The 12,855-nt window shown below is 38.4% G+C and carries 14 protein-coding genes; 7 read left to right on the top strand and 7 right to left on the bottom strand.

Annotated features, from left to right (window positions below; translation table 11 throughout):
• Nucleotides 1–28: 28 nt before the first annotated feature.
• From J0A69_RS01895 to J0A69_RS01885, 3 genes are all read right to left on the bottom strand, one after another.
• Nucleotides 29–709 (bottom strand): nitroreductase family protein, encoded by a 681-nt coding sequence (locus tag J0A69_RS01895; protein WP_317194827.1) that lies wholly within the window; start codon nucleotides 707–709, stop codon nucleotides 29–31.
• 53 nt (nucleotides 710–762) lie between these two features.
• Nucleotides 763–1,590, bottom strand: coding sequence for a hypothetical protein (locus J0A69_RS01890; RefSeq protein ID WP_206584817.1), 828 nt, complete (start codon nucleotides 1,588–1,590; stop codon nucleotides 763–765).
• Between the two features lie 115 nt (nucleotides 1,591–1,705).
• Complete coding sequence (locus J0A69_RS01885; RefSeq protein ID WP_206584816.1) at nucleotides 1,706–1,891, bottom strand: hypothetical protein; 186 nt, start codon at nucleotides 1,889–1,891, stop codon at nucleotides 1,706–1,708.
• A gap of 132 nt (nucleotides 1,892–2,023) precedes the next feature.
• On the opposite strand from J0A69_RS01885, the gene J0A69_RS01880 reads away from it, so the two are divergent.
• From J0A69_RS01880 to J0A69_RS01865, 4 genes are read left to right on the top strand one after another with little or no spacing between them, the layout of a single operon-like run.
• The gene (locus tag J0A69_RS01880) at nucleotides 2,024–3,793 is read left to right on the top strand and encodes a MutS-related protein (RefSeq protein WP_206584815.1); all 1,770 of its coding nucleotides are present in this window, start codon (nucleotides 2,024–2,026) and stop codon (nucleotides 3,791–3,793) included.
• 51 nt (nucleotides 3,794–3,844) lie between these two features.
• Complete coding sequence (locus J0A69_RS01875; RefSeq protein WP_206584814.1) at nucleotides 3,845–4,987, top strand: 5-(carboxyamino)imidazole ribonucleotide synthase; 1,143 nt, start codon at nucleotides 3,845–3,847, stop codon at nucleotides 4,985–4,987.
• The gene (purE, locus tag J0A69_RS01870; RefSeq protein WP_206584813.1) at nucleotides 4,987–5,502 is read left to right on the top strand and encodes a 5-(carboxyamino)imidazole ribonucleotide mutase; all 516 of its coding nucleotides are present in this window, start codon (nucleotides 4,987–4,989) and stop codon (nucleotides 5,500–5,502) included. Before J0A69_RS01875 ends, purE begins: the two co-directional genes overlap by 1 nt.
• Nucleotides 5,503–5,535: 33 nt before the next feature.
• Nucleotides 5,536–5,685, top strand: a complete 150-nt coding sequence (locus tag J0A69_RS01865; protein WP_206584812.1) for a hypothetical protein — start codon at nucleotides 5,536–5,538, stop codon at nucleotides 5,683–5,685.
• On the opposite strand, the gene J0A69_RS01860 is transcribed toward J0A69_RS01865, so the two are convergent.
• Entirely contained in the window at nucleotides 5,682–6,140 is a 459-nt protein-coding gene (locus J0A69_RS01860) for a hypothetical protein (RefSeq protein ID WP_206584811.1), read from the bottom strand. The two genes, J0A69_RS01865 and J0A69_RS01860, sit on opposite strands and share 4 nt — an antisense overlap.
• Before the next feature lie 15 nt (nucleotides 6,141–6,155).
• Nucleotides 6,156–6,512 carry a DUF3127 domain-containing protein gene (locus tag J0A69_RS01855; protein ID WP_206584810.1) on the bottom strand — a complete coding sequence of 119 codons (357 nt, stop codon included), beginning with the start codon at nucleotides 6,510–6,512 and terminating at the stop codon, nucleotides 6,156–6,158.
• Nucleotides 6,513–6,861: 349 nt separating this feature from the next.
• Here J0A69_RS01855 and J0A69_RS01850 point away from each other — a divergent pair, with 349 nt between their 5' ends.
• Together J0A69_RS01850 and J0A69_RS01845 are read left to right on the top strand one after the other, a co-directional pair.
• A complete protein-coding gene (locus J0A69_RS01850; protein WP_206584809.1) occupies nucleotides 6,862–7,464 on the top strand; it encodes an RNA polymerase sigma factor in 603 nt (200 codons plus the stop codon).
• The gene (locus J0A69_RS01845) at nucleotides 7,439–7,672 is read left to right on the top strand and encodes a hypothetical protein (RefSeq protein ID WP_206584808.1); all 234 of its coding nucleotides are present in this window, start codon (nucleotides 7,439–7,441) and stop codon (nucleotides 7,670–7,672) included. Before J0A69_RS01850 ends, J0A69_RS01845 begins: the two co-directional genes overlap by 26 nt.
• Nucleotides 7,673–7,710: 38 nt before the next feature.
• Here the strand turns inward: J0A69_RS01845 and J0A69_RS01840 are convergent, their stop codons facing one another.
• Both J0A69_RS01840 and J0A69_RS01835 read right to left on the bottom strand, forming a co-directional pair.
• Nucleotides 7,711–8,577 carry an alpha/beta hydrolase gene (locus J0A69_RS01840; RefSeq protein ID WP_206584807.1) on the bottom strand — a complete coding sequence of 289 codons (867 nt, stop codon included), beginning with the start codon at nucleotides 8,575–8,577 and terminating at the stop codon, nucleotides 7,711–7,713.
• Nucleotides 8,574–9,983, bottom strand: a complete 1,410-nt coding sequence (locus tag J0A69_RS01835; RefSeq protein WP_206584806.1) for an aldehyde dehydrogenase family protein — start codon at nucleotides 9,981–9,983, stop codon at nucleotides 8,574–8,576. Before J0A69_RS01835 ends, J0A69_RS01840 begins: the two co-directional genes overlap by 4 nt.
• Nucleotides 9,984–10,439: 456 nt before the next feature.
• Between J0A69_RS01835 and J0A69_RS01830 the strand changes: the two genes are divergently transcribed.
• Nucleotides 10,440–12,855 (top strand): COG1470 family protein (locus J0A69_RS01830; protein ID WP_449500903.1); only part of this gene is annotated, 2,416 nt, incomplete at its 3' end.

Here is a 12,855-nt window from a genome sequence, read left to right as displayed (position 1 = left end):
AAAAGGCGATCCAAACAGGTCGCCTTTTTTAATACTTTATCAACACATCTTTCAGTTCTTTTCGATTTATATCTGGGACAAAAGTTTCAGATTTTGGATAGCCAACAGGAACGAGCAGATATGGCTTTTCATGGGAAGGCCTTTCCAGAATTTGAGAAAGAAAGTTCATGGGACTGGGTGTATGTGTGACAGCCACTAATCCAGCTTGATGGATTGCAGCAATCAAAAATCCACAAGCAATTCCGACAGATTCGCTGACATAGTAATGCTGGACTTTCTCACCGTTTTCCATGCCATAGGATTGTTTGAAAACGACGATAAGATAGGGAGCCTCTTCCAAAAATGGTTTTTCCCAATTAGTGCCCAATGGCTTCAGGTCTGCTTTCCAAGTGTCTGACATCCTACCACCATAACTTATCCTTTCTTCCTCCTCGGCTGCTTCCCGTATCTTCTTTTTAAGATTTGGATCAGAAATCAAACAAAATGTCCAAGGCTGCTTGTGTGCTCCGGAGGGAGCAGTACTGGCGGTTTTGATGATGTTTTCCATTACTTCAAAAGGAACAGGGCGGGTATCAAATTCTCTGACAGTTCTTCGCTGATCCATCATCTGGTAAAATTCTTCTGAATTTTTAAGCAATTGCTCGGGGCTGATTTGGGGTCTTTGATAGCGGATATGTTCAAATCCCTCAATTTTCTTTTTATCCATCATAAAAAAAACGGCTACCTCGAAAGATAGCCGTTTTTCATTTAAACTGAGATTGCTTAATCAAAAGTCAATTCTTTTACTCCTCCTGGATAAGTAAGAGTAGCTGTTTTATCACAACTTCCTGTTCCGTAGTCCAAAGTCATTTTCACACCTAGGTAAGTGAATTCAATCAATCCACTTGATGGAGTATAGACACCTGATTCTATGCAACTCTGAGTTAGGGACAATGCATCCGTAATAGCAGCTGCAAATGGTTTACCATCTCGGCTATTTCCAGATGCTGTACCAGTGATGGAAGCTTCATAGCCTGAATTACCTAAAGTGATTTGTCTTACCTCATCAGAGCTGATGGTCACAAAGCCACCGTCAGGCCAGGTTATTTTTCCATTTTCGATCTTAACAGCAATCGTGATGGTACTTGTAATGATATTGATACCAGTATTAGTTAATGTTCTGGTACCTTCTACTTTATATCCATTTACTTCATAACCATCGAAGGTCGTCACAATATTTGCTCCTGGAATCAATAAGTTTCCTGAATATTTAATGATCACTTTTCCTTTTCTGGAAACGCCATTCGGACTAACGCATCCGTCTCCAAAATCAATTGTAATCGTTTTGGTAGCATCATCTTTGGTGAATTCAGTCGATGCGCAAAAATCCGGGCTTGAGGTTTCGGTTTTTCTTGCTCCTAGTCCCGACTCTTCCAAAACTGCAAGTGTCAGATTATCTAGATCTTCAAATTTTTGATTTACTTCAGATACATCTACTACAATGGATGTATCCGCAACAGCTGGTTCGTCGTCATCTGATCCACATGAGAACCCTAAAAAGGAAATCAATGCTATCAATAGGATTGGGTGGAATTTCATAAAATTTTTCATAGTGTGAGTTTGGAGTGGAAAATTAAAAAACAATGGTTAGACGCTAAAAATATTAGCAGGTTTAAAATGGTTTGAATCTAAAAATACAGGGATTCAGTCTCTAAAAGAAATCATTTCAGGATTTTTCATCTTTCGTTTTGGAGCTGGTTTTTGCAGATTTGGTTTTGCCTCCCACACAGCCGATGTTCTGAGTAAAAGGAATATCATCTGGAATGATTCCCATTCCTTGAGTCAAATCCAAATCCTCAGAAATATCTTCTTCCTTGAATTCTTTGTCTTTAGTTGGGTTTTTACGTTTCAATTTTAAATTTTTCTAAAGTTTTATGAATATAACTCATTCAAAACTAGTACGGAAAACCTTGCCAGAAAGATGGATGGATTCCGGTAGTGATTATATTTTTTCCGTACATGCTGGCAAATACTATCTTTGGGCATGAAGGCATTTGATTTTGAAACCAGCGATTTAGCCGGGAAAATAAGTGATGTAAAGTCCAAAGTAGGAAGTTTGGCTTTTATCAGGTTGGCTATTTTTATTGGAATGGGGATTTCTTTTGTTTTGACATTTTCCCAATCATTGCTTTGGTTTTTCCCATTGATTGCCGCCTCCGCATTATTTGTCATTTCTGTCCAGAGATATAATTTCCTGAAAGATCAAGAAGCAATCTATTTGGCGTTGACAAGCATCTTGAATAATGCAGAAAAGAGAAATTCAAGGACACTTCAGGGTATTGATCCTGGCGCAGAGTTCCAGGATAAAAATCATCCTTTTGCAAATGACTTGGATTTGTTTGGAGATCATTCCCTCTTCCAGTTAGTAAATCATACGGTTTCAAAAGGAGCAAAAGTTAAGTTGGCTGAGAATATGAAAGCTCCATTTGATTCCCAAAAAGCAATACTTTTTCAGGAGGCAAGTGCAGAATTGGGGGATCATCCTACTTTTCTAAGGGCGATGGAAAGTATAGGAAAGGCTTTTTACTCCGATGAAAAGTCAAATAAGAATTGGCAGCAATGGCTGGACGAAAAAAAGCCAGTTTCAACTTTCAATACCATTTTTGCATTTTTAGGACCTTTGGGTGGGCTGTCTATTATTGTATTTGTTGCTTTGGGAATTATCCCAGCGGCTTTTTTGGGATTATGGATTTTGTTGGGTTTGATCCCTTTAGGATTGGTATTTCAACCTTTGAAAAAAGCCTCAGAAAAACTCCCATCTCGACAACAATTGAAGGCTTTTACAACTTGGCTTGTAGTGCTGGAAAAGATGAATTTTTCTTCCGATTTTTTGAAGGAAAAACAGTCTTTGATCTTAACAGAAAGTGAAAGCGCCTCTCATTTATTTCATCAATTGGACCGTTTAGGACTTTGGATCGATAACCGACTGAATATTTTATACATCCCATTCAATCTGCTTTTATGGACTGATTTGTTTTTATATCGCAAGCTTCAACTATGGATGAATCACCATGGGCATGAATTGTCTAGAATTCCTGAAGTGTTAGAAGATTGGGAGATATTGGTTTCTCTAGGATCCTTCGAATATGAATTAGGATCATCAGGAAACATCACTTGGACAGAAGATTCTATTCTTACTGCCGAAGCAATTGCTCATCCACTTCTCAAGCCAGACACTGCCATTGCTAATGACTTTTCACTTGGGGATCAAAAGCGTTTTATTCTATTGACAGGAGCTAATATGAGTGGGAAAACCACCTTTATGCGAACCTTAGGAATCAATTGTGTGATGGCGAATATGGGATTAAAGCCTTTTGCCAAAAATCTGCTGCTTGGACAATTTCAGCTGTACACAAGTATGAGAAACACTGATAATCTGGGAGAAAGCGTAAGTTCATTTTATGCCGAGCTTAGTAGGATTCATCAATTGATTGAAAGGCTGGAAAAGGGCGAAGCGATTTTCTTTTTACTCGATGAAATTCTGAAAGGAACAAATACCGAAGACCGAATTGCCGGAAGTGAAGCCTTGGTAAGACAAGTGGCAAAAACCAAAGCACTAGGGATTGTCAGTACACATGACATTGAACTTTCTGCTTTGGAGGAGAAAATTGACACCGTAGAAAACCGGAGTTTTCACTCCGAAATACTGGATAATACGATCAACTTTGATTACAAGCTAAAAGCTGGTGCATGTCCCAGTTTCAATGCACATAAATTGATGGAGTTGATGGGGATTCGCTTTCAGGATCAATAAAAGGTTTTTCCTTCCCTCAGATTGTCGTATTTTTGTGCTTCAAATTTTGCTATGGCTCAACAAACTCAATCACCCATTTTAGGAGTCCTCGGTGGAGGGCAGCTAGGCCGAATGCTTATTCAGTCTGCTATCAACTACAATCAAGATATCCACATTTTAGATCCTGATCCAAATGCTCCTTGCAAGGATCTTTGTCAGAAATTCGCAGTGGGTTCTTTAAAGGATTTTGATACGGTTTATGCTTTTGGAAAGGAATGTGATGTCATTACTGTAGAGATAGAAAGCGTAAATGCTGAGGCACTTATCCAATTGGAGAAAGAAGGAAAGAAAGTTTATCCACAGCCTCAGATTTTAAAACTGATTCAAGACAAAAGGGAGCAAAAGCAATTTTATAAAGAGCAGGGAATTCCTACTGCTGAATTTATTTTAACCGAGAATAAAGCAGAAGTTATCCACAATAAAGGTTTTCTTCCTGCTGTGAATAAGTTGGGAAAAGAAGGCTATGATGGAAGAGGTGTACAGCTATTGAGAACTGAAGCCGATCTCAAAAATGCTTTTGATGCGCCAGGATTATTGGAGAAGCTGATAGATTTCGATAAAGAAATTGCAGTGACAGTTGCCAGAAATGAATCAGGTGATCTGATTGTTTATCCAGCAGTGGAATGTGCCTTTCACCCTACAGCTAATTTGGTTGAGTTTTTATTTGCCCCGGCTGATATTTCCGCAGAAGTTGAGCAAAAGGCTAAGGAAATTGCCAAAGAGGTGATTTTGAAATTGGGTATGGTTGGAATCTTGGCGGTGGAAATGTTTGTGACCAAAGAAGGAGAAGTACTTGTGAATGAAATAGCCCCGAGACCGCATAACAGCGGGCATCATACTATTGAAGCAAATTTCACTTCTCAGTTTGAGCAGCATTTGAGATCTGTTATGAACTGGCCTTTAGGAAATCCGGATTTGAGATGTCCAGCCGCCATGATCAATTTATTAGGAGAGGAAGGTTTTACGGGACCAGCAATAGTGGAAGGCCAAGATGAGGCCATAGCTGAGAAAGGCGTGTATATTCACATGTATGGAAAGAAATTGACAAAACCCTTCCGTAAAATGGGCCATGTAACAGTTTTGGATGAGGATGTTTCCAAACTGAAAACAAAAGCAATGAAAATTAAAGGAATTATTAAAATCAAATCTGTCTAATGAAGCCATCAGTAGGAATTATCATGGGAAGCCAGTCTGATTTGCCAATCATGGCAGAAGCTGCACAATTTTTAGAAGAACTAGGAGTAGGCTATGAACTGACGGTAGTTTCTGCCCATAGAACACCCAGAAGGATGATCGACTATGCAGAATCAGCTAGGGAAAGAGGAATAAAAGTAATTGTTGCCGGAGCTGGAGGTGCAGCGCATTTGCCTGGAATGGTTGCTTCCCTGACTAGTTTACCTGTGATTGGAGTTCCTATAAAAAGCTCAAATTCAATAGATGGATGGGATAGTATCTTGTCGATCTTGCAGATGCCTTCCGGTATTCCCGTTGCCACTGTTGCATTAAATGGAGGTAAAAATGCAGGGATTTTGGCAGCATCTATTGTCGGAGCATTTAATTCGGAAGTTGGGAGTAAAATGGATCAATTTAAAACCACGCTAAGAGAAAAAGTTGAGGACTCAGCCCTTCAGATTGAAGAAAAGGGTTGGAGAAAGATCTTAAATAAATAAAAAATGCGGCTTATGCCGCATTAATTTTATCCTATGGATTGGAAAAAGCCTATTCGGTTTACTGTGGGAGGAGAAAAGTGGGAAATCCCATTGAATGTTCTCCTATTAATGATTGGCATTACGCTCGGATTAATGGCTTTTGGGGCCTGGATGGGCTTTAGTTTTGGTGGAGGAAGTATTTAGTCTGTAAATATTCCCCAGCCATCATCGTATTTTTCAGAAGAATCAAATCCATTGATCCATTCTTTAAATAAGATTCTGTATTCCTCGATTGCATCACGAAGTAATTGTAAATGCTCCTCGGCATGGGTGGATTCCACAGCCAGCTGAAAAGTCATTGCTCTGAGATTTTTTGCATGAACTTTCATAATGACTGCATTTTCCATTTTTGCGACAAAATCATCAATTGCTTCTGCTCCGGCAAATTTAGCGCTCATGACAGTGGCGTCCTCCATCATCAGACCACCATATAATTCCTTTCGTGCCTCGTCAAGGCTTCCCACCAAAGCATGGGTAAGCCCGACGATTTCCTTCGCTTTTTTCATCAAAGGATGTTTGTAAATCCGATTTTGCTGGTTTTCGAAGTTTTCTTTGTCTTCATCATCCCATTCCGAATTTTCATCAAAATCATCCCACATGTTTAAAAGCTTTAATTAAAATGGAAGGGTATCTTCTTCGCTGTCTGAATGGAAACTGCTTACTTCAGGCATGCTGTTGGAAGAAGGGGAAGAATGATTTGCGGCTCCAGTTCTATCAACCTTATAAGCCTTTACCTCGGTATACCATCTGCCATTGTATTCGCGGCTTTCCAAATCTACCCCCAAGGTGACCTGCTCGCCTACTTGCATTGCAAACTGGTCAATTTTATCACTCCAAATAGAAAGACAAACTTTCTTAGGATAATTTCCGCCGGTTTCTAAAATATATTCTTGCTTTCTCCATGCGTTTCCACTTCTGGAATTACCACTTACTTCAGGTAAAATCTGGATAATTTTTCCGCTTAATTCCATCTTCTTTAATTTAAATTCTATAAGCACGAAGGTAATGAAAGGACTGTAAAACTCCCGCCAAGTATTACTTAAATTCCTTTTGCCTCACAGTGAATTTTAACATTTTTTGGCATGGTCATTGGGTCATCGTAATTCCGATTTTCAGGGAGATCTCTATAAAAGTGTGTCAATTTGAGGTTTGGCGAAAGGAAATTTTGATGCCAAAAATTTATTCGACTAATAAATTTAAATCTTGATAATTCTTTGCAGAGAAGTATTTGAAATCATATTTTTAAAACTGTTTCATTTTGTTTCACACTTAAATAATACTATGGTATAGACTTCTACGTTGTTCATAAACCAACTGAAGATGAGTAAGAGAAAAGGTCCTCAAGACAGCGAGTTGATAGCTCAGTATAGAAATGGAAACGACGCTGCTTTTGATCTCTTGGTAGATCGATACCAAAGTAAATTGTATACCACAATTTTCCTGATCGTGAAGGATCAGGCTATTGCTGAAGACCTGCTGCAGGAGGTATTTGTCAAAGTGGTGCAGACACTGCACTCAGATAAATACAATGAGGAGGGAAAATTTCAACCATGGGTTATGCGAATCGCGCATAACTTGGCGATTGATCATTTTAGGAAAGCGAAAAGATATCCCATGATCCAAATGGAAGATGGTTCAAATATCTTTAACTCTCTGAGATTTGCTGAAGAAACGATCGAAGATAGGCAAATGCGAGATGAGACAATCGAACTTGTGAAGAAGCTAATAGATGAGCTACCTGAAGCCCAGAAAGAAGTGCTGATTATGAGGCATTATTTAGACCTGAGTTTTCAGGAGATTGCAGACCAGACCGGAGTGAGTATTAATACTGCTTTGGGAAGAATGCGATATGCTCTAATCCATTTAAGAAAGAAAATGAAACACCTTAATGTTGCCTATGATAAAACTATTTACCCCAAATGACCTGGTACGATATATCTATCAGGAAATGACGGAGGAAGAGCAAGAGCTTTTAGTGCAAGCCTTGCACAATGACGAGTCGTTGATGCAAGAATATGTAGAAATGCTGAGCACGTTAGAGCAATTAGATCAAATCCAGCTTCATCCTTCGGAAAAAGTAGTAAACGCTATAAAATCTAGAGCGCAGTCTACGGGACTTCAAAGAGTCTGAAAAATTGGTAACCCCGCTAAGTCGGGGTTTTTTTATTTCTATAATTCCCCTTCTATAAAGTCAGCTGCTTTTTGGATCACCTCTGCATACGGGCCGAAATCAAACCCATGCCCTTCTCCTGGATAGGCTTCGAAATAATAAGGAACATTGTTTTCCTCTAATTTCTCTGCTAGAATTTCGCTTTGCGTTACTGGAACAACTATATCCGCTGTACCATGGAAGAAAACCGTAGGAATACTGTTCGAATTGACAAAGGTAATGGGACTTGATTGAGCATATCCAGTTGGATTACTATCTGGAGTTCCATTTACCAAGATTTGTAAACCCTGCTGAGTCAAAGAATTAAAGTCATATAATGACACTAAATCAGTCGGTGGGAATAAAGCCAATACAGCTTGGATATTTCCGATTTCTTGATGCTTATAGGCATGAAGCAAAGCCAAATGTCCTCCGGCACTTGCTCCAGCTAAGATTATATTTTTGGAAATATTCCATTCATTTGTTTTTGAAAGGATATAATTGATGGCGTCTATGATATCATTTTCCTGATCAGGGAATTGGCCGGCCCCTGTCCCAAGATTTAATAAGGTGTAATTCAAAGAAATAATCGCATAGTCCGGGAAAGAGGTTTCTACTAGAGATCGGAAAGTCTGGATTTCACTTTTGTCCCCACTCACCCAAGCCCCTCCATGAATGTATATAAATAAAGGTGTTTCTGAAGTGGATCTTCCTGCTGGTAAATAGACATCCATAGAATTTTCAGCAGTTGAGCCATAGGATTCATTAAGAATGTCTATCGCTTCAAGTTCAGCAGCTGGGTTTTCAGAATCATTATTACAAGAGAATAGAACAATCGAAAAAGATAGCACTATTAAAAAGCGAAGTTTAAAAATCAGTTTGTTCATAACCATTTGATCAGAGTTGAAATAATTTTTTTTGTTTTCCCATCATAAGGAGGCTTTACCATAGTAGAATTGTTAAACCCCACTCTTTGTTTTAAAATCCCCTTTTCATTGGAAAAAGAAAGATAGCCAAAATAACCATGGGCTTTTCCCAGACCACTATTATTTACGCCTCCAAAAGGTAGGTTGGGGTGGAGGTAATGAAGCACACAGTCGTTGATGACTGCATTTCCAGAACTGGTTTCATTCAATACCTTTTCTTGATCTTCATCCTTTTGTCCAAAATAATAGAGAGCCAAGGGTTTAGGTTTGGAATTGACTTGTTCAATCACTTCAGAAATGTCTTTAAATGTGAGTACAGGAAGGATCGGACCAAATATTTCTTCCTCCATTATATGCATTTGTTCATTAAGATTGGATAGTATGGTTGGTTCTATATATAAGGAGTCAGGATTGACCGAAGCTCCAAATTCGATTTTAGCACCTTTATCGAGTGCATCTTGGATCAAGTGATTCAATCTTTCAAAATTCTTGACATTAATGATTCTTGCTAAATCTTTTGAATTTTCGATACCCTTGTAGTCAGAATCATACATTTTTTGAATCGCAATTTTGAGTTCCATCAGAAGATGATCTTTTGCAGATTCATGAACTACAAGGTAATCCGGTGCGATGCAAGTCTGGCCACAGTTTAAGAATTTACCAGAAATGATCTTTTCTGCTGTGTCTTTTAGGTCTGCTGATTGATGGACTATAGCTGGTGATTTTCCTCCCAATTCTAAAGTTACCGAGCTTAGATGCTCCGAAGCAGCTTTCATGATCAGTTTTCCAACTCTCGGACTTCCAGTAAAAAAGATATGGTCAAAAGGTAGCTTTAATAGTTCCTGAGAGACTTCTGCATCTCCAGTAAAGACTGCAACTTCTGAGTCTTTAAAAAGTTGCTGAACCATTTCCTGAAGTAAAAGGGAAGTATGCGGAGTCAATTCAGAAGGTTTTATAATAGCAGTACAGCCGGCAGCAAGAGCTGAAATCAAGGGGCCAACAGCCAAATTGAATGGGTAATTCCAAGGGCTGATAATTAGTGAAGTACCTTTTGGCTCATAAATAATCCTCCCTTTAGTACCAGCCATTGATAGTGTCGAAGACACTTTGGTCGGTTTCATCCAATTTTTTAGATTCTTAACTGCGTGGTTAATTTCTGAGGTAACTGGGTATATTTCACTAAGATCTGTTTCAGCAAATGGTTTTTTAAAATCTAGATAAACTGCCTCTCTGATTTTTTGCTGATTTGTTTTGATCCATTTTTCGATAAGTTTTATTCTAGAAATTCTTTCATCAACAGTAGAGCTTCTCCATTTGATAGAGGTGTTTTTTTGCGCTTTGAAAGAATTGGCAAATTCTTGATTCATATTGGGTTTGGTGTTTTTTAGAGCTTTTGGGTAAATGGACAATTTATGATTGAAAAGCTGCAGATTTAGAATAGATCCCTATTTGACGAATTTTTTTTTATCAAAGGTTAAAATAAAAAAAATCCTGCCTCAAATTCTTTAACGATTTGGGAGTAAGTGTTTAAAAGCCTTAAAGGCTATTTTTTGTCAATCTTTAGTCAAAAAAACGAGTTTCGAATACTCGAAAATTAATTTCATACCAAAAAAATTGCATTACATAAAAAAATTTTTCTCGATTTGTTTGGATATGAAAAGCAAAAAAATGTATTTTTAACGCAAATTAGGATTGACATTCGTATTTCAGGTGAGAAATAAGAAGAGAAAATGAAATCCTTTTGGTGTAAAATGTTGAATTATTTATGGTTTTGACTTTTAAAAATTAGAATAATTCAACAAGAAATAGGTAAAAGTAAATTATTGAAAAAAGCTTTACGAACTCGAAAAATTTTAAATAATAACGATATGGACACTTTATCCAATTGTCAATTCAACCCCCGACCACAATCAAGTGGATTTTTCGAAAGGGTAAAAAAGGAAATAGATTCCTTAAAGACTTTCAAGTTTTTAATGATTTTATTTTTTCTAGTCTCGAATCTTGCAATTGCACAGACAACAATAAATGTTGTCAATCCATCAGGAGGATTTGGAATTGATGGTGATTTAAGATCAAATTTCCCTGCTCCTTCTGGTGTCGGTGACTGGTTTCCAGGGCTTTCTGGAAGCGGGGGGCATGTATTTACGATTGTCGGAGGAGTTCCAAAAGCTGTAAATTTAAGCACGTCTTTTTATTTCAGGGATGAATTAAAAGGTGATGCGTTGCCTAACAATGCTTTTGCGGGCTCAAATAAATTTTTTGACAATCCTTCAGATTGGGAATGGGGCACAGGAGATGCATCCCAAAAAAATGATATAGGGAATGTATTTGTCCATATAGCAGAAGTTGAAAGTAATGATCCACAGGAAGATGGCGATCAGTGGATTTTTGTTGGAGCTGATAGATTAAGTAATTCTGGAAATTCAAATATTGATTTTGAATTTTTACAAAATAACATTATTCCTGTTGCTCCAGTTGGTGGGGGTAACGGAACTTTTAATGCAACTGGACCTGATGGTGGAAGAACTGTTGGTGATTTCTTAATTTCTGTTGATTTTGAAAGTACAACCAATGTTCAATTTTACCAATGGGAATCTGATGGCAATGGTGGGTTTACATGGGTTTTAGCAACTCCCGGTCCAAATGCTTTAGCAGAAAGTAGTGTTGGGACTAATATTGATGTTCTCAATACATACGGGACTGGACTATATGGAGCTGATCAATTTGTTGAAGCTGCAGTTAATTTTACAGCTTTATTAGATATTCTTGGTAACACTTGTGATGGTGTTTCAATTGGTAATATTTTTATCAAATCCAGAGCTTCTGGATCTAGTAGCACTTCAACATTGGACGATTTTATTTCTCCTGTTCCAGTTCGTATTATTTTAGGAAATGCTGAATTGTCAATCGAGGGAGAAGATTTGTGTAGTCCTAGTATCGACGTTAGCGTTACAGGTATTCAAGGTGGCGAATTTTTTATTGATGAGACAGGGCCATCAAATACAGGAACTATTTCAATAAATAATAATACTGGAGAGATTGATTTATCTTTAGCAGGTCCTGGAGATACCTATAAAATTGGATATCAATATTTCTCCGTTGGAGGAAATCAGTGTGAAAAATTCGCTTATTTAGACATTGTTATACCACCACAGGCTCCAATATTGACTGAGCAGGAATTTGATTATTGTGTTGGATCCTTATCAGGAGAACAAGCAATTCCAGTTTCCCCAGACAATGGTTATACTTTAATTTGGTATGCTGCTGATGGTATTACCACACTTGGTTCAACCCCTACATTTAATACTGACACTCCGGGTATTTATACTTATAAAGTCAGTCAAATTAAAGATGGGGAATGTGAGAGTGACCAAGTAACTGTTACAATTAATGTTGCAGCTTGTAGCCTTACATTAGTAAAAGAAGCTACAAACGGTCCAGATGCCGAAGATTGTTTGGATCCTACCTTAAACCCTACCATTAATTACAGCTTTACTGTTACTAATAATGGAGCTTATGATCTGACAACTATTCAAATTTCAGATCCTCTTGTTGGACTTTCTACAATTACCTATCAAAGTGGAGATGCCGGTGATGATGATGTTTTGGGTGTTGGAGAAACTTGGATTTATACAGCTACTTATACTATAACGGCCACTGATATTGAAAATGGTCAAGTTGTAAATCAAGCATCAGCTTCTGGTCAGTTTAATGGATTCCAGGTAAGCGATGATTCAGGAACAGCTAGTGATAATGATGACCCTACAGTTGTTCCTATTTGTCAGAATTATGAGTTGAGTTTGGACAAGCAGGTTGTATCTGGAGATCCATATGCAGCGGTAGGTGACGTTGTTGAATACCGATATGTGATCACCAACACTGGAAATGTGACCTTGGATGGTCCGTTCAGTGTAACCGATGATAAGATTGCGAGCATTGCCGACGTGAACGGTCCATTGGCTCCACAGGCGAGTGTGACGGCGACAGGCAGCTATGTTATTAGCCAGGCTGACTTGGATGCAGGCTTTGTTACCAACGTTGCAAGCGCAAGTGGCAACGGAGTGACCTCGAATACAGACACCGAGACGGTGGATGCGACCCAGACCAGAACGTTGAGTTTGGACAAGCAGGTTGTATCTGGAGATCCATATGCAGCGGTAGGTGACGTTGTTGAATACCGATATGTGATCACCAACACTGGAAATGTGACCTTGGATGGTCCGTTCAGTGTAACCGATG

It is taken from the genome of Algoriphagus pacificus (assembly GCF_017254845.1).
GTDB classification, from domain to species: domain Bacteria; phylum Bacteroidota; class Bacteroidia; order Cytophagales; family Cyclobacteriaceae; genus Algoriphagus; species Algoriphagus pacificus.
The sequence above is the reverse complement of the archived record's forward strand: the minus strand, read 5'-3'. Positions and strand labels throughout refer to the sequence as shown.